Below are 16,080 nucleotides of genomic sequence, written 5' to 3'. Positions count from 1 at the left end.
GACGATCTGCCGAGTGATGGCCAGGCGGCAATGATGCTAGCAGCAGGGCCAGGGCACTGGCTCGCCCAGTAGGGTCTTGGCCTGCAGGGCACCACTGTTGCGCACGGCGGTCTGCGATGCGGTCATCTGCGTACCGGCATCCATCAACACCTGGCCCTGTACAACCATGCGTTGCAAGGTCTGCTCGGCGCTGGTCTGCGCTGCGCCGAACTGGTTCACCGCATCGCGATAGGCGCCCATGGCATTGGCGGCATCATCGAGACTGGCGGCGTATTCGGCGGGCACCCTGGCCGGCAGGGCCTTGAGCACAGCAAGCGCCTGGTCGATGGCATCCAGCGCGGTCTGCTGGAATTCGGCCTTGCCGCTATAGGTGTAGCCACGGACCTGGAAGCGCGCCTGCTGGAGCAAGGCGCTGGCCTGCACGATCTGTTGATAGAGGCTGATGTCGCCACCTTGCGCAAGGCGTTGCTGCACCTGGCCGATCAGCGCAGCGGCCTTGTCGGCGCTGTCACCCAGCACACTGCGTGCGGCTTCACGGCGCTGGCCGGCCTGCTTGAGCTCGACGAAGGCCTGGCGGTATTGGCGCACCGCTTGACGCTGCTGCTCCAGGCGCTGGCGATCCTGCGGATGCTCGATCTGCCCGAGCATCATCTCGACCTGCTGCTCGAGCTTGCCGAGCGCTTTTTCCAGCTCGCCCGCCGATGCGTCGTCGCGGTTGCGTTCGTACTGCTGGCGGGCGATGCGCAGGTCCTGGCTGTAGCCGAGGATCAAGGAGATGTTGCCCAGCTTGTCACCGCGGTCGATGATCGAGTCCATGCCGCGCCAACCTGTGGCGGTGATGGCCATGGTCAACAACAGTACCAGGCCGAAGCCGGCCCCCAGTTTGCGACTGACGCTCACGTTTCCCAGCGACTGGACAACCTTTCCGTACATGACGATCTCCCCGGCGACTTGAAAAGCCAGAATTTTCTTGTGTTGCAAGGCCATCGGCCTGCTGGGGAGAAACTTGATGCCAGGATGCTGACCAAATGGTCAGAATATTCGGGAAAGCAGAGCCGTGACCGCCGTTTCCACACGCAGGATGCGCTCGCCCAGTTGTACGGGGGCCAGGCCGGCCTTGCCCAGCAGTTCCACTTCGTAGGGAATCCAACCGCCTTCCGGGCCGATCGCCAGGGTCACCGGCCCTTGCACCGCGCGTGGGCAGGCCGGGTAGGGGCCGGGATGGCCAACCAGGCCGAGCGTGCCGTCGGCGATGGTGGGCAGCCGGTCTTCGACGAAGGGTTTGAAGCGCTTTTCGATGATGATTTCCGGCAGTACGGTGTCACGGGCCTGCTCAAGGCCCAGGATCAGGTTCTCGCGGATGCTGTCCGGCTGCAGGAACGGCGTCTGCCAGAAGCTTTTCTCGACCTTGTAGCTGTTGACCAGGATCAACCGCGGCACGCCGAGGGTGGCGATGGTCTGGAACAGACGGCGCAGCATCTTGGGGCGGGGGACGGCCAGCACCAGGGTGAGCGGCAGCTTCGCTGGTGGCTCCTGATCGAAGCTGACCCGCAGCTCGGCTTCGTGGCCCTCTAGGCGGATCACCTCGGCCTGGCCCATCAGGCCGCCGATGCGGCCTACGCGCAGGGTGTCGCCCACCGCCACGCGGTGGATGTCCTGCATGTGCGTGAAGCGGCGGTCGGCCAGTACGACACGGTCGGCCGCGACGAAGTCGGCCTCCTCGAGCAGCAGCAGGTTCACGCCTGGGTCGCTGGTGGCTGGTCGTTGTGGTCGTCCGCGGCTTCATCCTGCGGATGGCTGCGCTTGCGGATCAGGCCGCCGAACAGCACGCCGATCTCGAACAGCAGCCACATGGGCACGGCCAGCAGCGTTTGCGAGAAGATGTCCGGCGGGGTGAGGATCATGCCGACCACGAAGCAGCCGATGATGACGTAGGGACGGATCTTCTTCAGGTACTTCACATCGACAACGCCGATCCACACCAGCAGCACCACCGCCACCGGAATCTCGAAGGCGACGCCGAAGGCGAAGAACAGGGTCATGACGAAGTCGAGGTAGCTGGCGATGTCGGTCATCATCGACACACCTTCAGGGGTGGCGCTGGCGAAGAAGCCGAAGATCAGCGGGAACACCAGGAAGTAGGCGAAGGCCATGCCGGCGTAGAACAGGATGATGCTGGAAATCAGCAGCGGGATGGCGATGCGCTTTTCATGGCGATACAGCCCCGGTGCGATGAAGCCCCAGATCTGCTGGAGGATGAACGGGATGGCCAGGAACAGCGAGACGATCATGGTCAGCTTGAACGGCGTGAGGAACGGGGATGCCACGTCGGTGGCGATCATCGTCGCATTGGCCGGCAGGTGCGCACGCAAGGGTGCCGAGACCAGGGTGTAGATCTGCTGGGCGAAGGAGAACAGCCCGGCGAAGATCAGGAAGATAACGGCTACGCAACGCAGCAGGCGGGTGCGCAGTTCGGTCAGGTGCGAGACCAGCGGCATGGGCTGGTCGTGTTCCGGAGTTTCGCTCATGGGGCTCGGGGCGGCTGGTGCGGCTCAGGGGTGGTCGTGGGCGCCGCAGGGGCGGCATTGGCGTCGGCGGCAGGTGCGGGAGTCTCGCTCGCGGCCGTCGTATTCACGGGCTGCGCGGGCGGTGTCTGCGGGTTGAGGATGCGCTTGGCTTCCTGTTCCATCTGCAGGATGTGCTCGTTGTGCAACTGGCGGCGGATGTCATCGGCACCGATCTCGCGCTCGACTTCCATCTTGATGCTGTTGAAGCTGCGCTTGAGCCGGCCGATCCACAACCCCGCGGTACGCGCTGCGCCAGGCAGGCGCTCGGGGCCGAGCACCAGCAGGGCAACCAGGCCGACGAGCAACAGCTCGCTGAAGCTGATGCCGAACATGGGTCAGTCTTTCCGTTGTGGCTCTTGGACCGGCTGAGCCTGGCCCTCGATGGTGTGCGGCTGCTGGGTGGGTTGCACGGACGGCTGTACAGGCGGCGGAGTCTGCTCGGCAGGCTTGCTTTCTTCCTCGTTCATGGCCTTGCGAAAGCCCTTGATCGATTCGCCCAGGTCGCTGCCGAAGTTCTTCAGCTTTTTGGTGCCGAACACCAGCACTACGACGACCAGCAGGACGATCCAGTGTTTCCAGTCAAAGATACCCATGGTGTACTCCCTTGAATGATGTGTAGCCTGAGCGGGCGTTATCGCAGGGCGAGCCCGCTCCTGCAGGGGCATGGCGATCAGGTCGGTTGGCGCGCGGCCTTCTCGTCATGGCCGGAAAGCCCGAAGCGGCGGTCGAGTTCGTCCAGTACCGCCTGTGGATGCTGCCCCAGTGCGCTGAGCATCACCAGGCTATGAAACCACAGGTCGGCGGTTTCATAGATGACATCACTGTAATCCTTGCTCACGGCGGCGTCCTTGGCGGCGATGATCGTCTCGATCGACTCTTCGCCAAGCTTCTCCAGAATCTTGTTCAGGCCCTTGTGGTAGAGGCTCGCCACGTAGGAGCTGTCGGGGGCCGCCTGCTTGCGTTGTTCGAGCACTTCGGCCAGGCGATCGAGTGTGTCGCTCATGTTCAGTGCCCCGCGTGGTAGATAGTGTCAGGATCTTTCAGGACCGGGTCGACGATCTTCCATTCACCGTTTTCGAAGACACGATAGAAGCAGCTTTCACGGCCGGTATGGCAGGCGATATGACCCAGTTGCTCGACCATCAGGATGACCACGTCGGCGTCACAATCCAGGCGCAGCTCATGCAGTTTCTGCACATGGCCGGACTCTTCGCCCTTGCGCCACAGCTTGCCTCGCGAACGCGACCAATAGATGGCGCGGTTCTCGGCGGCAGTCAGGGCGAGCGATTCACGGTTCATCCAGGCCATCATCAGCACACGCCCGGTCTTGTGGTCCTGGGCGATCGCCGGTACCAGGCCATCGCTGTTCCACTTGATCTCGTCCAGCCAGTCTTTCATCGTCGACTCCAAAACAGGCCCGCTCCCGTACCGGGCCCTTTGCGCCTAGTGTGCCAGCCAGCAGCGCGGCTGGCTATCGGCGCACGATCAGGTAGAGCCCGGCGGCCAGCATCAGCCACGCAGGCCAGGCGGCCGGGGCGCTGAGGCTCGCGGCACCGGCGGCCAGGGTCGCGCCGCCACCGAGCAGGCCGGCACCGAGCAGGCGCAGCGCCCAGTTGTCGCCCGCCCGGCGGCGCTCTGGCAGTTGCGGGTCGTGCAGGTGCGGTTGCGACAAGCGTTCGAGCAGGTCGCGGGTCATGTCGGCCAGGTGCGGCAACTGCTCGGCTTGGCTATAGAGGTTGCCGAACACCGCCTTGGGGCTCATGCGCTCGCGCATCCAGCGTTCCAGATAGGGCTTGGCGGTGCTCCACAGGTCCAGGTCAGGGTACAGCTGGCGCCCCAGGCCTTCGATGTTGAGCAGGGTTTTCTGCAGCAGCACCAACTGCGGCTGAACTTCCATATTGAAACGACGGGCCGTCTGGAACAGGCGCATCAGCACCTGGCCGAAGGAAATATCCTTTAACGGTTTTTCGAAGATCGGCTCGCATACGGTGCGGATCGCCGCTTCGAATTCGTTGACCTTGGTGTGTGCCGGCACCCAGCCCGAATCGATGTGCAACTGCGCCACGCGGCGGTAGTCGCGCTTGAAGAAGGCGATCAGGTTGCGTGCCAGGTAGTCCTGGTCTTCGGCGGTCAGGCTGCCGACGATGCCGCAGTCGATGGCGATGTACTGGGGGCTCCACGGCTTGACCGTGCTGACGAAGATGTTGCCCGGGTGCATGTCGGCGTGGAAGAAGCTGTCACGGAACACCTGGGTGAAGAACACCTCGACACCGCGTTCGGCCAGAAGCTTCATGTCGGTGCGCTGGTCGGCCAAGGTGGCCATGTCGGTGACCGGCACGCCGTAGATGCGCTCCATCACCAGCACTTTCGGGCGGCACAGGTCCCAGTACACCTGCGGCACGTACATCAGATCCGAGCCTTCGAAGTTGCGCCGCAGCTGGCTGGCGTTGGCCGCTTCGCGCAGCAGGTCGAGCTCGTCGTAGATGGTCTTTTCGTAGTCGCTGACCACTTCCACCGGGTGCAGGCGGCGCGCATCGGCGGAGGCCCGTTCGGCCACCTTGGCGATCAGGAACAACCACGCCAGGTCCTGGGCGATCACGGGCTTGAGCCCCGGGCGGACCACTTTTACGACCACCTCTTCGCCGCTCTTGAGACGTGCGGCATGTACCTGGGCGACCGAGGCCGAGGCCAGTGGCTCGACGTCGAAGCGGCTGAACACCTCGCCGACTTTCGCTCCGAGCTGCGCTTCGATCAGCGCCACGGCTTTCTGTGGGTCGAATGGCGGCACGCGGTCCTGCAGCAGCATCAGCTCGTCGGCGACGTCCGTTGGCAGCAGGTCGCGGCGGGTGGAGAGCAGTTGGCCGAACTTGATGAAGATCGGCCCCAGGTCCTGCAGGGCCAGGCGCAGGCGCGCGCCGCGGCTAAGCTCGCTGGGCTTGCGCGGCAGCCAGCGCCAGGGCAGCAGCAGGCGGATGCTCAGCAGCCACCAGGGCAGGGGCAGGTCGAACAGCAGGTCATCGAGGCGGTAGCGGATCACGACGCGCTGGATGCGCAACAGACGGCGGACGGCGAGCAGCTTCATGCGTTATCGCTGGAATCAAGAGTGTGGGAAAGGCGACGGATGCGCGCCTCGAGACGTTCGATATCGACCTTCAGCGCATCGAGCTCGCTGAATGCCGCTTCGGCTTCGCGCTGCCCGACCAGGGTACGCGATTCCTCGGCCAGGTACTCGGACAGATTCTGGCTGAACCGCGACAGGCCCTGCCGGGTCCAGCGTGCGCGCAGGCGCAAGTGGCCGGCGATCAGCGCGGTGGGGACCGGCCCCAGCCAGCGCGACAGCTCGTACTCCCAGTCGAGCTCCAGGTCCTGGAGCACGCCGACCAGGTCGAGCAACACCGCGCTGTCGCCATGCAGTTCGACCTGCGGGCTGTGCAGCACGGCGTTCTTGTCCGTGGCGAAGGCCAACTGGGCCAGGCTGCCGGCCGGCGCACGCAGGGTGCAGTCGACCTCGCCCTCCCAATGCGCAGCGAGCATCAGGCCTTCGTCATCGGGCAGGATGAACAACTGCAGGGCGGGCTGGCGGCAGTCGATGGCGATCACCTTGCCTTCCAGTGCACCCAGGCGCGGCAGCGCCGTGCTGTCCATGCGCAGCACACGGTTGAGCCCGTGCTCGACGCTGGCGAGCAGCCCGGCCAGGAGCATCAGGGTTTGATTCCCCGGTGCACGGCGACGATGCCGCTGGTCATGTTGTGGTAGGTGACGCGGTCGAAACCGGCATCGACCATCATGCTTTTCAGCGTTTCCTGGTCAGGGTGCATGCGGATCGATTCGGCCAGGTAGCGATAGCTTTCCGAGTCGTTGGTGATCAGCTTGCCGGCCAGGGGCATGAAGGCGAAGGAGTAGGCGTCGTAGGCGCGCGACATCAGTTTGTTGGTGGGCTTGGAGAACTCCAGCACCAGCAGGCGGCCACCGGGCTTGAGCACACGCAGCATCGAGCGGATGGCTTCATCCTTGTGCGTCACGTTGCGCAGGCCGAAAGCGATGGTCACGCAGTCGAAGTGGTTGTCGGGGAAGGGCAGCTTTTCAGCATCGGCCTGGACGAACTCGATATTGCCGGCCACGCCGCGGTCGAGCAGGCGATCGCGGCCGACCTTGAGCATCGATTCGTTGATGTCGGCCAGTACCACCTGGCCGGTCGGGCCGACCAGTCGCGAGAACTTGGCAGCCAGGTCACCGGTGCCGCCGGCGATGTCGAGCACGCGGTTGCCGGGGCGCACACCGGACAGCTCGATGGTGAAGCGCTTCCACAGGCGGTGCATGCCGCCGGAGAGCACATCGTTCATCAGGTCGTACTTGGCGGCCACGGAGTGGAAGACCTCGGCGACCTTCTTCGCCTTCTGGCTCTCGGGGACGTCCTGGTAGCCAAAGTGGGTGGTGGGTTCGGCGTGGTCGCCTTTGCGCTGGTCGTTCATATCGCTTCACCGAAAAAAATTACCGCCATTCTAGGGCGAACGGGCGGATTTGTCTTGGCGGGGTGTGCCGTCTCGCGGGCGCGGGCATAATGCCGATTATGTCTTCATTGCCTGGATACCCCGCATGACTCAGATCAGCGTCGAACGCAAACATTCCCTCGGTCGCGAAGCTGCCCGGGCCAAGGCTGAAAGCCTGGTCGACAAGCTGTCGCGCGAGTACGACCTCAAGGCCACCTGGAACGGCGACCGCGTCGATGTCGCGCGCAGCGGCGCCAACGGCAGCGTGCACATCGGCGAGGACAGCATCCGTGTCGAGCTGAAACTGGGCATGATGCTGTCGATGATGAGCGGGACCATCAAGGGCGAGATCGAGCGCGCGCTGGACAAGGCGCTGGCCTGAGAACCGGGGCTGCATGGCGGCCCTGACCCCTCACCTTAGGGTGAGAATTCTAATTTCCCACCCTATCTTCATGCTCAAGCCCGCATTTCAAGGGCAGTTCCTCCATCCACATCGAACGTGAGGTGCAGAGCATGGCCAAGTTGACCCTGAAAAAGAAAGAAGACGCCCAGGACAGCACCCTGAGCGAAGTGCGCGGCTACGCGCGCAAGATCTGGCTGGCAGGCATCGGCGCATACGCCCGGGTCGGCCAGGAAGGCTCGGAGTACTTCAAGGAGCTGGTCAAGGCCGGTGAAGGCGTCGAGAAACGCGGCAAGAAAACCCTCGACAAGAAGCTCGACGCGGCCAACGGCCAGCTCGATGAAGCGGCCGAGGAAGTGAGCCGGGTACGTGGCAAGGTCGAGGTCCAGCTCGACAAAATCGAAAAGGCTTTCGACGCACGGGTGGCCCGCGCCTTGAATCGCATCGGCATTCCGTCTAAACATGACGTTGAGGCGTTGTCCATCAAACTCGAACAGCTGACCGAGTTGCTCGAGCGTGTCGCGCGCAAACCATAAGGAGAGCAGGATGGCTGGCAAGAAGAACACCGAAAAAGAAGGCAGCTCCTGGATCGGCGGGATCGAGAAGTACTCCCGCAAGATCTGGCTGGCAGGTCTGGGGATCTACTCCAAGGTCGACCAGGATGGCCCCAAGCTTTTCGATTCGCTGGTGAAGGATGGCGAGAAAGCTGAAAAGCAGGCGAAGAAAGATGCCGATGCGGCCAAGTCGGCGACTACCTCGCGAGTCTCCGATGTGAAGGATCGCGCGCTGGGCAAGTGGAGCGAGCTGGAAGAGGCCTTCGACAAGCGTCTGAACAGTGCAATCTCGCGTCTGGGCGTCCCCAGCCGTAACGAGATCAAGGCGCTGCACCAGCAGGTCGACAGCCTGACCAAGCAGATCGAGAAGTTGACAGGCGCCTCGGTGGCACCGGTGTCCAAGGCCTCGGCGTCGAAGTCCGCAGCGAGCAAGACCGCTGCCAAGCCATTGGCCAAGGCTGCGGCGAAACCCGCTGCCAAGCCAACTGCCAAGACTGCTGCGGCAAAACCCGCTGCCAAGACCGCCGCGGCTAAACCTGCGGCCAAGCCCGCTGCCAAAGCTGCAGCTGCCAAGCCGGCCGCCAAGCCTGCGGCGAAACCCGCAGCCAAGCCGGTAGCCGCCAAGCCAGCGGCAGCGAAGAAACCTGCTGTGAAGAAAGCCCCGGCCAAGCCGACTGCAGCCAAGCCGGCTGTCGCGAAGCCCGCTGTCGCGAAGCCCGCCGCTCCGGCCGCAACCACGGCACCGGCAGCAAGCGCAGCAGCAACTGGCAATACGCCGTCGGTACCGGTGAGCCCAGCTAGCCAAAGCTGATATCGCGACGTGCGTTTCGCGGGCAAGTCGCAGCGGTGAACCGCCGCTGCGACTTGCCCGCGAATGCGTCAGTGGCAACACCGCAAGTTCAGCCCTACACGTCCAGATATTTCCCCGCCAACTGCTCCGCCGCCCTGCGCGCCGGTTCCTGCAGATGCGGTGCCACCAGCATCATCACCTGGTACACCACGATCCCCACATCGCCCTCGCGCCCCAGTACCCGCTGGTAATCCAGCGAGAACAGCAGTGTCAGCGTGATCTGCTCAACCAGTTGCCCCAGCGCCTGGGTCTCGCTCACCACCAACCCCTGGCTCTTGAGGCTGGCCAGCAGCGCCGCCAGGGTGCGCTTGATCGCATTGATCAGCCCGCGCATGCCGCGTGCCAGCTTGGGCAGGCGGCCGGTGAGATTGGACAGGTCCTGGAACAGGAAGCTGTACTGCGCCATGCGCTCGACGATCAGGTGCAGGAACAGCCAGTAGTCCTCGGCATCCAGGCGCACCTCCAGCGGTGGATCGAGCAGCGGCATCAACTCATCTTCGAACCGCTCGAACAGGCCCAGAACCAGCGGCTCCTTGCCGTGGAAGTGGTAGTAGAGGTTGCCCGGGCTGATGCCCAGCTCGTTGGCGATCTCCAGGGTCGAGACGTTCGGCTCGCCCTGGCGGTTGAACAGCTCAAGGGCGCAGGCCAGGATGCGGTCGCGGGTCTTCATGGGCTCAGCGTGCCATCACGTAGGTGCCAGGCGCCGGCCCGAGCGGTGGGTAGGAGGGGCTGCCCAGTTCGGTCTTCGGCGGTCTGAGGCTGCCTGAGCGGCGTGAGATCCACTCCAGCCACTGCGGCCACCAGGTGCCGTCGCTACGGGTGGCATCGTGGAACCAGGCGCGAGGGTCGCTGGAGAGCCGAGGGTTTTCCAGGTAATAGGCCTTGGGGTTGCCGGGAGGGTTGATGATGCTCTGGATGTGCCCGCTGTGCGACAGCACGAAGCGTCGCTCGCCGCCCAGCAGCAGGGCCGAGCGATACACCGCGTCCCAGGGGGTGATGTGATCGTTGCTGCCAGCCACGGTAAAGCTGTCGACCGTGACCTGCTCGAGGTCGATCGGTGTGCCGCACACCTCCAGGCCACCCGGCTGCACCAGTGGGTTGAGCTTGAAGAAGTCCAGCAGCTCGCCGTGCAGGGCAGCAGGCAGGCGAGTGTTGTCGGCGTTCCAGTAGAGAATGTCGAAGGCGGGTGGCGTCTTGCCGAGCAGGTAGTTGTTGACCCAGTAGTTCCAGATCAGGTCGTTGGGGCGCATCCAGGCGAAGATCCGCGCCACCTCGCCGCCATCGAGCACGCCGCGCTGGTAGGAGCGTCGCTTGGAGGCCTCGAGGGTCTGTTCGTCGGCGAACAGGCTGGCAGGGCTGTCGAACTGGCTGTCGAGCAGGCTCACCAGGTAGGTGGCGCTGCGCACCTTGCGCAAGCGCCCCTTGACCTGCAGATGTCCCTGCAGCGCGGCCATGGTCAGCCCGCCGGCACAGGCGCCCATGAGGTTGGGGTCGCGGTTGCCGCTGATGCTGCGACAGGCGTCCAGCGCTTCCTCCAGTGCCTGTACGTAGCTCGAAAGGCCCCATTCGCGGTGGCACGGGTCGGGGTTGCGCCAACTGACCATGAACACCTGCAGGCCGTTCTTGAGCATGTATTGCACGAAGCTGTTGGTCGGCCCCAGGTCGAATACATAGAACTTGTTGATCTGCGGCGGCACCACCAGCAGCGGGCGGGTGTACTGTTTTTCGCTCATCGGCTTGTACTGGATCAGCTCCAGCAGCTCGTTGCGAAATACCACCGCGCCGGGGGTAGCTGCCAGATTGCTGCCGACTTCGAAGGCGCGATCGTCGACCTGGCGCGGCAGGCCGTCGTTGTGGCGCAGGTCGTCGAGCAAGTGGGCGAGACCGCGCACTACGCTCTGGCCACCGGTGTTGAGCATTTCCTTGACCGCCAGGGGGTTGAGCAGCGAGTTGCTTGGCGAGACGGCGTCGGTGAGCAGGTTGAACAGAAAGTGCGCGCGGGCTCTGTCGTCATCGTCCAGCGAGCTTTCCTCTATCCACTGGCGGGTCTGCTTCTGCCAGGCCAGGTAGGCCTGCAGGCCGCGCCGGTAGAAGGGGTTCTGGCTCCAGGTCGGATCGCTGAAGCGCGCGTCCCGAGGGTGCGGCTGGTGGGGTGTGTCGCCGAGCAGCACGCGGCCCAGCTGACCGCCGAGGCTCAGCAGATGGTGGGCGGTGTGCAGCGGATTGCGCAGGCCGATGCGTCCGACCTGACGCAGGGTCGAGATCAGGTCGCGACCGCGCAGGCCGGCAATGGCGTTCTGCACGTTCATGCTGGTGGCCGGGATCGGTGTCGTCCCCTTCGCCGGTTTGTCCTTCATGGCAACAATCCCTCGTCGATCCTTGTCTGCGGTGCGGCCTTCGCGGGCAAGCCCGCTCCCACCTGCACCGGATCCGTGGGAGCAGGCTTGCCCGCGAAGGCAGCACCGCCGAGTAACTGAATGTCCTGGCGCCCGCTTACCTGCGCGCCACCGGCCGCGGATGCATGACCGCTCGCTGACGCTCTTCCTGGAGGAATTTCATGATGATCGGGGCGACGGCCTCGGCGCGGGTGATCAGGAACAGGTGGCCATCATCGATTATGTGTAGCTGGGCATTGGGAATTCGCCAGGCCAGCAGGCGCATGTTGATCAGCGGAATCAGCGGGTCATCGTCACCGGCCAGCACCAGGGTCGGCTGGTGGATCTTGTGCAGCCAGTGAATGCTCGTCCAGCCAAGCCCCGCGAACAGTTGCCAGTAGTAGCCGGTCTTGCCCCCGGAGCGCACCTTGGAGGCGTGGTGCAACGCCAGGTCCGGGTCGCGGCGGAAGGCGCCGCCATAAATCATCGGCGCAATGCGGATCACGTGCGACGGTTGCACATAGCGCCGCGGGCTGGCCATCATCCACAACACCTTGGGCTTGCCGGGCACCATGAAGGCCCCCGCAGCGGTGGCGGCGAGCACCAGTTTCTTGCAGCGCTCGGGATAGTCGTGGGCAAACTGCTGGGCCAGCGCCCCGCCCCAGGACACGCCGATGACATTGACCTGGCCGTAGTCCAGGTAGTCGAGCATGCGCGCGGTGAGCTTGGCCAGGCCCGGGAAACGATAGGGATGGCGGGGCGTGGACGAGCCGCCGACACCGGGTACGTCGAAGGCGATGACCTCAAGGTCCGGGTCCAGCGCCTCGATGAATGGGAATACCAGCTCGAGGTTGGCGCCAATGCCGTTGAAGATCAGCAGCGGCGTCAGGTGTGGCTTGCCGGGGCGGACGGCGGTGCGGATGGACTGGTTGTCCAGCTCGACGGTCCTGAATACGTAGGGTTGCGACATGCGCCTGACTCTGTGATGGATGAAGCGCCGCAGCCCGCCGGGTGGCCGCGGCGGTGCGACTCAACGCTCGTGCACGTAGGTCCCCGGGGCCGCTTCGCCCGCGCTGTAGGCGCGATTGCCCAGGCGCGTCGGTGCTTTCTTCAGCTCACCGGCGCGTTCACCCAGCCAGGCCTGCCAGTGCAGCCACCAGGAGTCGGCGTGCTTGATCGCGTTCTCCTGCCAGGCCAACGGGTCGTCCGGGCGGTCTTCACCGGTCAGGAAGCGCGCCTTGGGGTTGCCTGGCGGGTTGAGGATGCTCTGGATATGGCCGCTGTTGGAGAGCACGAACTCGATCTTGCCGCCGAACAGGTGCGCCGAGCGGTAGCACGACTGCCAGGGGGTGATGTGGTCGGCGGTGCCGGCGACGCTGTAGATATCGCACTGCACTTTCTTCAGGTCGATGGCGGTGCCGGAGACTTCCAGCGCGTCGGCGCGGGTCAGCGGGTTGGTCTTGAACATCTCGATCAGGTCGCCGTGGAAGGCGGCCGGCAGGCGTGTGGTGTCGTTGTTCCAGAACAGGATGTCGAAGATCGGCGGCTCGTTGCCGAGCAGGTAGTTGTTGACCCAGTAGTTCCAGATCAGGTCGTTGGGGCGCATCCAGGCGAACACCTTGGCCATGTCGCTGCCTTCGAGCACGCCGGCCTGGTAGGAGTGGCGCTTGGCGGCTTCGAGGGTCTGTTCGTCGACGAACAGTGCCACTTGGGTATCGACCGTGGTGTCGAGCACGCTCACCAGCAAGGTCAGCGAATTGACCTTGGTTTCGCCCAGCGCGGCGTAGTGGCCCAACAGCGCGGTGCAGGTGATGCCGCCGGAGCAGGCACCGAGCATGTTCAGGTCCTTGCTGCCGGTGATGGCCAGCACCGCGTCCACTGCTTCCTTGAGGGCGTCGATGTAGGTCGACAGGCCCCACTCACGCTGGGCCTTGGTCGGGTTGCGCCAACTGATGATGAAGGTCTGCTGGTTGGAGCGCAGGCAGAAGCGCGCCAGGCTCTTTTCCGGGCTGAGGTCGAAAACATAGAACTTGTTGATCTGTGGCGGCACCACCAGCAGCGGGCGGCTGTGCACCTGCTCGGTGATCGGCCGATACTGGATCAGTTCCAGCACGTCGTTGCGAAACACCACCGCACCTTCGCTGGTGCCGAGGTTCTTGCCAACCTCGAAGGCTTCCATGTTCACCTGGCTGGGCATGCCGCCGTTGTTGACCATGTCCTTGGCGAGGTTGGACAGGCCATCGAGCAGGCTCTTGCCGCCCGTCTCGAAGAAGCGCTTGACCGCCTGCGGGTTGGCCAGTGTGTTGGTCGGCGCCATGGCCTCGGTCATCAGGTTGATGACGAACTGGCCGCGGCTGACATCCTGGGGCGACAGGTCACTCTCGGCGATCCAGTCGTTGAGCTCCTTGCGCCAGGCCAGGTAGGTCTGCAGGTAACGGCGATAGAGCGGATTCTGGCTCCAGGCCGGATCGCTGAAGCGACGGTCATCGCTCTCGGGATGCAGGTTGGACTTGCCCAGCAGCACGTTTTTCAGTTCCAGGCCGAAATGGGCCACATGCTTGGCGCTGTGCAACGGCTGACGCACCGCCTGGCGCAGTACGGTGCGCGCGGAGCTCAGCAGGTCCTTGCGACGAATGCCGATGACCGGATTCAGGCCGAGGGTGTTTTCCGAGGCCTGTTTCTGCAACTCATCGTTGTTCTTGTTACTCATCTACGACGCTCCGTTGTCCTGAGACGAGTACCGGCTGGCTGTGGCGGGTACACAGACGACCGCCCGGTACTGCTGCTCGGGTGACCAGTGATAACGAACAGATGCAGGAACTTGCCAGCCCCATTGGTTACCCGACTTTCATGCAATGCGCAAGACAGCCAGTCATTGGCTGTCTATAAGTCATTCAAACAGAACGCATTAGAAAATGCGCTCTAACGCCTGGGAAGCTTGACCTAGAGCATGAGCTTGACCACTGACTCGACCGGGTCGCGGGATTTGCCGGCTTTGTGCAGTTCGTCGAGGTACTCGGCCCACAGCTGTTCCTGGCGCAGGCACAGTTGCTCGAGGTATTCCCAGGTGAACAGGCCGCTGTCGTGGCCGTCGTCGAACGTCAGTTTCAAGGCATATTGGCCGGCAGGTTCCAGGCCGCTGAGGCCGACGTTGATCTTGCCGAATTGCAGGATGGGGTTGCCGTGGCCCTGGACCTCGGCGGAGGGGGAGTGCACGCGCAGGAACTCGGCGGGCAGGTGATAGACCTCGCCGGGGGCGTAGGTGAGTGTGAGGGTCTTCGAGGCTTTGTGCAGGTTGATGGCGGTGGGGAGACGGGCCATGGGGGGAAATCTCTCGGGAGCTGATGGAACAAGCTTCCAGCTTCTGATGGAGGGATTCAAGGGCCCATTCGCGGGCAAGCCCGCTCTCACAGGGGCACCACATACTTCGGCATTGTGGTGACCCCTGGGGAGCGGGCTCGCCCGCGGTGGTGGTATTACAGGATGTAACGCGACAGGTCTTCGTTCTGCGCCAGCTCACCGAGGTGGCTGTTCACATAGGCGGCGTCGATGTTGATCGGCGTCTCGTCATGGGCGCTGGCCAGGTCGCCGGCACTGAACGACACCTCTTCGAGCAGGCGCTCGAGCAGGGTATGCAGGCGGCGGGCACCGATGTTCTCGGTCTTCTCGTTGACCTGGAAGGCGATCTCGGCCATGCGCTTGATGCCTTCGTCGGCGAAGGCGATGTTCAGGCCTTCGGTCTTGAGCAGCTCGCGGTACTGTTCGGTGAGCGAGGCGTGCGGCTCCTTGAGGATGCGCTCGAAGTCCTGCGGCGTCAGGGCCTTGAGCTCGACGCGGATCGGCAAGCGGCCCTGCAGCTCCGGTACCAGGTCGCTCGGCTTGCTCAGGTGGAACGCACCGGAGGCGATGAACAGGATGTGGTCGGTCTTGACCATGCCCAGCTTGGTGTTGACCGTGCAGCCTTCGATCAGCGGCAACAGGTCGCGCTGTACGCCTTCACGGGACACATCGGCGCCGCCGACGTTGCCGCGCTTGGCCACCTTGTCGATCTCGTCGATGAACACGATGCCGTGCTGCTCGACGGCTTCCAGGGCCTTGGCCTTGAGCTCTTCCTCGTTGACCAGGCGGCTCGCCTCCTCGTCACGGACCATCTTCAGCGCTTCCTTGACCTTCAGCTTGCGTGCCTTGCGCCTGCCTTTGCCCATGTTGGCGAACAGGCTCTGCAGCTGGTTGGTCATCTCTTCCATGCCGGGCGGCGCGGCGATTTCGACGCCCACCGCATCGGCGACTTCGATCTCGATTTCCTTGTCGTCCAACTGGCCTTCACGCAGGCGCTTGCGGAACAGCTGGCGCGTGTTGGAGTCGCTGCTGGACTGCTGGGCTTCCTCGTTGAAGCTGCTGACCCGCGCCTGCGGCAGCAGGGCGTCGAGGATGCGGTCTTCGGCGGCGTCTTCGGCGCGGTGGCGCACACGGACGATTTCCTGCTCGCGCAGCATCTTCAGCGCGGCATCGGCGAGGTCGCGGATGATCGACTCGACATCACGGCCAACGTAGCCGACTTCGGTGAACTTGGTCGCTTCGACCTTGATGAACGGAGCATTGGCGAGCTTGGCCAGGCGTCGGGCGATTTCGGTCTTGCCGACGCCGGTAGGGCCGATCATCAGGATGTTCTTGGGGGTGACTTCAGCACGCAGCTCGGCAGGCAACTGCATGCGCCGCCAGCGGTTGCGCAGGGCGATGGCGACGGCACGCTTGGCGTCGTCCTGGCCGATGATGTGGCGGTTGAGTTCGTGGACGATCTCGCGGGGGGTCATGGACATGGTGAATTGGGTCCTGGGGCGTGG

19 protein-coding genes are annotated in these 16,080 nt (G+C 64.1%); 3 read left to right on the top strand and 16 right to left on the bottom strand.

Going from position 1 to position 16,080, the window contains the following annotated elements; translation table 11 throughout:
• Nucleotides 1-36: 36 nt before the first annotated feature.
• The 10 genes from AB688_RS27650 to ubiE form a co-directional block, all read right to left on the bottom strand.
• Complete coding sequence (locus AB688_RS27650) at nucleotides 37-933, bottom strand: methyl-accepting chemotaxis protein (protein ID WP_419555257.1); 897 nt, start codon at nucleotides 931-933, stop codon at nucleotides 37-39.
• A gap of 99 nt (nucleotides 934-1,032) precedes the next feature.
• The gene (locus AB688_RS25960) at nucleotides 1,033-1,740 is read right to left on the bottom strand and encodes a 16S rRNA (uracil(1498)-N(3))-methyltransferase (RefSeq protein ID WP_063546578.1); all 708 of its coding nucleotides are present in this window, start codon (nucleotides 1,738-1,740) and stop codon (nucleotides 1,033-1,035) included.
• Nucleotides 1,737-2,528 carry a twin-arginine translocase subunit TatC gene (tatC, locus tag AB688_RS25955; RefSeq protein ID WP_063546576.1) on the bottom strand — a complete coding sequence of 264 codons (792 nt, stop codon included), beginning with the start codon at nucleotides 2,526-2,528 and terminating at the stop codon, nucleotides 1,737-1,739. Before tatC ends, AB688_RS25960 begins: the two co-directional genes overlap by 4 nt.
• Nucleotides 2,525-2,899: a Sec-independent protein translocase protein TatB gene (gene tatB / locus AB688_RS25950; protein WP_054894794.1), complete on the bottom strand. Its 375-nt coding sequence runs from the start codon at nucleotides 2,897-2,899 to the stop codon at nucleotides 2,525-2,527. Before tatB ends, tatC begins: the two co-directional genes overlap by 4 nt.
• 3 nt (nucleotides 2,900-2,902) lie before the next feature.
• Nucleotides 2,903-3,160: a twin-arginine translocase TatA/TatE family subunit gene (locus AB688_RS25945; protein WP_063546574.1), complete on the bottom strand. Its 258-nt coding sequence runs from the start codon at nucleotides 3,158-3,160 to the stop codon at nucleotides 2,903-2,905.
• A gap of 77 nt (nucleotides 3,161-3,237) precedes the next feature.
• Nucleotides 3,238-3,570, bottom strand: a complete 333-nt coding sequence (locus AB688_RS25940) for a phosphoribosyl-ATP diphosphatase (RefSeq protein WP_054894792.1) — start codon at nucleotides 3,568-3,570, stop codon at nucleotides 3,238-3,240.
• A 2-nt stretch (nucleotides 3,571-3,572) separates the two neighbouring features.
• Nucleotides 3,573-3,965 (bottom strand): phosphoribosyl-AMP cyclohydrolase, encoded by a 393-nt coding sequence (hisI, locus tag AB688_RS25935; RefSeq protein WP_054894791.1) that lies wholly within the window; start codon nucleotides 3,963-3,965, stop codon nucleotides 3,573-3,575.
• A gap of 73 nt (nucleotides 3,966-4,038) precedes the next feature.
• Nucleotides 4,039-5,649: a ubiquinone biosynthesis regulatory protein kinase UbiB gene (ubiB, locus tag AB688_RS25930; RefSeq protein ID WP_054894790.1), complete on the bottom strand. Its 1,611-nt coding sequence runs from the start codon at nucleotides 5,647-5,649 to the stop codon at nucleotides 4,039-4,041.
• Complete coding sequence (locus AB688_RS25925; protein WP_054894789.1) at nucleotides 5,646-6,269, bottom strand: ubiquinone biosynthesis accessory factor UbiJ; 624 nt, start codon at nucleotides 6,267-6,269, stop codon at nucleotides 5,646-5,648. Before AB688_RS25925 ends, ubiB begins: the two co-directional genes overlap by 4 nt.
• Nucleotides 6,269-7,039 (bottom strand): bifunctional demethylmenaquinone methyltransferase/2-methoxy-6-polyprenyl-1,4-benzoquinol methylase UbiE, encoded by a 771-nt coding sequence (gene ubiE / locus AB688_RS25920; protein WP_054894788.1) that lies wholly within the window; start codon nucleotides 7,037-7,039, stop codon nucleotides 6,269-6,271. The genes AB688_RS25925 and ubiE overlap by 1 nt, the downstream gene beginning before the upstream one ends.
• Before the next feature lie 124 nt (nucleotides 7,040-7,163).
• Here ubiE and AB688_RS25915 point away from each other — a divergent pair, with 124 nt between their 5' ends.
• From AB688_RS25915 to AB688_RS25905, 3 genes are all read left to right on the top strand, one after another.
• The gene (locus AB688_RS25915; protein WP_063546572.1) at nucleotides 7,164-7,439 is read left to right on the top strand and encodes a polyhydroxyalkanoic acid system family protein; all 276 of its coding nucleotides are present in this window, start codon (nucleotides 7,164-7,166) and stop codon (nucleotides 7,437-7,439) included.
• A gap of 131 nt (nucleotides 7,440-7,570) precedes the next feature.
• Nucleotides 7,571-7,993 (top strand): phasin family protein, encoded by a 423-nt coding sequence (locus AB688_RS25910; protein ID WP_063546570.1) that lies wholly within the window; start codon nucleotides 7,571-7,573, stop codon nucleotides 7,991-7,993.
• Between the two features lie 10 nt (nucleotides 7,994-8,003).
• On the top strand, nucleotides 8,004-8,822 hold the full coding sequence (locus AB688_RS25905) for a phasin family protein (RefSeq protein WP_063546568.1): 819 nt from the start codon (nucleotides 8,004-8,006) through the stop codon (nucleotides 8,820-8,822).
• A 94-nt stretch (nucleotides 8,823-8,916) separates the two neighbouring features.
• On the opposite strand, the gene AB688_RS25900 is transcribed toward AB688_RS25905, so the two are convergent.
• From AB688_RS25900 to hslU, 6 genes are all read right to left on the bottom strand, one after another.
• Nucleotides 8,917-9,531 (bottom strand): TetR/AcrR family transcriptional regulator, encoded by a 615-nt coding sequence (locus AB688_RS25900; RefSeq protein WP_054894783.1) that lies wholly within the window; start codon nucleotides 9,529-9,531, stop codon nucleotides 8,917-8,919.
• A gap of 4 nt (nucleotides 9,532-9,535) precedes the next feature.
• Nucleotides 9,536-11,218 (bottom strand): class II poly(R)-hydroxyalkanoic acid synthase, encoded by a 1,683-nt coding sequence (gene phaC, locus AB688_RS25895; RefSeq protein ID WP_063546566.1) that lies wholly within the window; start codon nucleotides 11,216-11,218, stop codon nucleotides 9,536-9,538.
• 136 nt (nucleotides 11,219-11,354) lie between these two features.
• Entirely contained in the window at nucleotides 11,355-12,206 is an 852-nt protein-coding gene (gene phaZ, locus AB688_RS25890; RefSeq protein ID WP_063546564.1) for a poly(3-hydroxyalkanoate) depolymerase, read from the bottom strand.
• A gap of 60 nt (nucleotides 12,207-12,266) precedes the next feature.
• A complete protein-coding gene (phaC, locus tag AB688_RS25885; protein WP_063546562.1) occupies nucleotides 12,267-13,946 on the bottom strand; it encodes a class II poly(R)-hydroxyalkanoic acid synthase in 1,680 nt (559 codons plus the stop codon).
• Between the two features lie 233 nt (nucleotides 13,947-14,179).
• Nucleotides 14,180-14,557, bottom strand: a complete 378-nt coding sequence (locus AB688_RS25880) for a gamma-butyrobetaine hydroxylase-like domain-containing protein (RefSeq protein WP_063546560.1) — start codon at nucleotides 14,555-14,557, stop codon at nucleotides 14,180-14,182.
• A 155-nt stretch (nucleotides 14,558-14,712) separates the two neighbouring features.
• Nucleotides 14,713-16,056 (bottom strand): ATP-dependent protease ATPase subunit HslU, encoded by a 1,344-nt coding sequence (hslU, locus tag AB688_RS25875; RefSeq protein ID WP_063546558.1) that lies wholly within the window; start codon nucleotides 16,054-16,056, stop codon nucleotides 14,713-14,715.
• Between the last annotated feature and the right edge of the window lie 24 nt (nucleotides 16,057-16,080).

Origin of the sequence: Pseudomonas putida, from assembly GCF_001636055.1 — a bacterium.
GTDB classification, from domain to species: Bacteria; Pseudomonadota; Gammaproteobacteria; order Pseudomonadales; family Pseudomonadaceae; genus Aquipseudomonas; species Aquipseudomonas machongensis.
Note: the sequence above shows the minus strand (reverse complement) of the source record. Positions and strands in the feature narration are given on the sequence as shown.

Excerpts from the sequence above, each read along its gene's own strand:
- AB688_RS27650 (WP_419555257.1), bottom strand. The coding sequence starts at position 933 with ATGTACGGAAAGGTTGTCCAGTCGCTGGGAAACGTGAGCGTCAGTCGC.
- tatC (WP_063546576.1), bottom strand. The coding sequence starts at position 2,528 with ATGAGCGAAACTCCGGAACACGACCAGCCCATGCCGCTGGTCTCGCAC.
- tatB (WP_054894794.1), bottom strand. The coding sequence starts at position 2,899 with ATGTTCGGCATCAGCTTCAGCGAGCTGTTGCTCGTCGGCCTGGTTGCC.
- AB688_RS25945 (WP_063546574.1), bottom strand. The coding sequence starts at position 3,160 with ATGGGTATCTTTGACTGGAAACACTGGATCGTCCTGCTGGTCGTCGTA.
- AB688_RS25940 (WP_054894792.1), bottom strand. The coding sequence starts at position 3,570 with ATGAGCGACACACTCGATCGCCTGGCCGAAGTGCTCGAACAACGCAAG.
- hisI (WP_054894791.1), bottom strand. The coding sequence starts at position 3,965 with ATGAAAGACTGGCTGGACGAGATCAAGTGGAACAGCGATGGCCTGGTA.
- ubiB (WP_054894790.1), bottom strand. The coding sequence starts at position 5,649 with ATGAAGCTGCTCGCCGTCCGCCGTCTGTTGCGCATCCAGCGCGTCGTG.
- AB688_RS25925 (WP_054894789.1), bottom strand. The coding sequence starts at position 6,269 with ATGCTCCTGGCCGGGCTGCTCGCCAGCGTCGAGCACGGGCTCAACCGT.
- ubiE (WP_054894788.1), bottom strand. The coding sequence starts at position 7,039 with ATGAACGACCAGCGCAAAGGCGACCACGCCGAACCCACCACCCACTTT.
- AB688_RS25915 (WP_063546572.1), top strand. The coding sequence starts at position 7,164 with ATGACTCAGATCAGCGTCGAACGCAAACATTCCCTCGGTCGCGAAGCT.
- AB688_RS25910 (WP_063546570.1), top strand. The coding sequence starts at position 7,571 with ATGGCCAAGTTGACCCTGAAAAAGAAAGAAGACGCCCAGGACAGCACC.
- AB688_RS25905 (WP_063546568.1), top strand. The coding sequence starts at position 8,004 with ATGGCTGGCAAGAAGAACACCGAAAAAGAAGGCAGCTCCTGGATCGGC.
- AB688_RS25900 (WP_054894783.1), bottom strand. The coding sequence starts at position 9,531 with ATGAAGACCCGCGACCGCATCCTGGCCTGCGCCCTTGAGCTGTTCAAC.
- phaC (WP_063546566.1), bottom strand. The coding sequence starts at position 11,218 with ATGAAGGACAAACCGGCGAAGGGGACGACACCGATCCCGGCCACCAGC.
- phaZ (WP_063546564.1), bottom strand. The coding sequence starts at position 12,206 with ATGTCGCAACCCTACGTATTCAGGACCGTCGAGCTGGACAACCAGTCC.
- phaC (WP_063546562.1), bottom strand. The coding sequence starts at position 13,946 with ATGAGTAACAAGAACAACGATGAGTTGCAGAAACAGGCCTCGGAAAAC.
- AB688_RS25880 (WP_063546560.1), bottom strand. The coding sequence starts at position 14,557 with ATGGCCCGTCTCCCCACCGCCATCAACCTGCACAAAGCCTCGAAGACC.
- hslU (WP_063546558.1), bottom strand. The coding sequence starts at position 16,056 with ATGTCCATGACCCCCCGCGAGATCGTCCACGAACTCAACCGCCACATC.